Source organism: Citrobacter sp. TBCS-14 (genome assembly GCF_005280805.1).
Taxonomy (GTDB): Bacteria; Pseudomonadota; Gammaproteobacteria; order Enterobacterales; family Enterobacteriaceae; genus Citrobacter; species Citrobacter gillenii.
Genome location: NZ_SZWM01001123.1, coordinates 1 through 226, shown reverse-complemented (window position 1 = coordinate 226; position 226 = coordinate 1). Strand labels below are relative to the sequence as shown.

Below are 226 nucleotides of genomic sequence, written 5' to 3'. Positions count from 1 at the left end.
AACTTTTGTAATCAGCTGATTCCTTCGCTAAATAGCGTTCTTCGAAGATATCTGCCGGAACCGGACGGGCAAACAGGAATCCTTGCGCGACATCCACCCCTGCCTGTGATAACCAGTCGCGTTGCGCTTCGGTTTCAACGCCTTCCGCAATCATTTGCAAATTGAGACTGTGAGCCAGCTGAATAATGGCAGAAATCATACTGCTATCTTCTGGCAGGCCTTCAAC

General features: G+C 49.1%; 1 protein-coding gene. It reads right to left on the bottom strand.

Going from position 1 to position 226, the window contains the following annotated elements; translation table 11 throughout:
• Positions 1 to 226 (bottom strand): EAL domain-containing protein (locus FDX22_RS24365; RefSeq protein ID WP_146717909.1); only part of this gene is annotated, 226 nt, incomplete at both ends.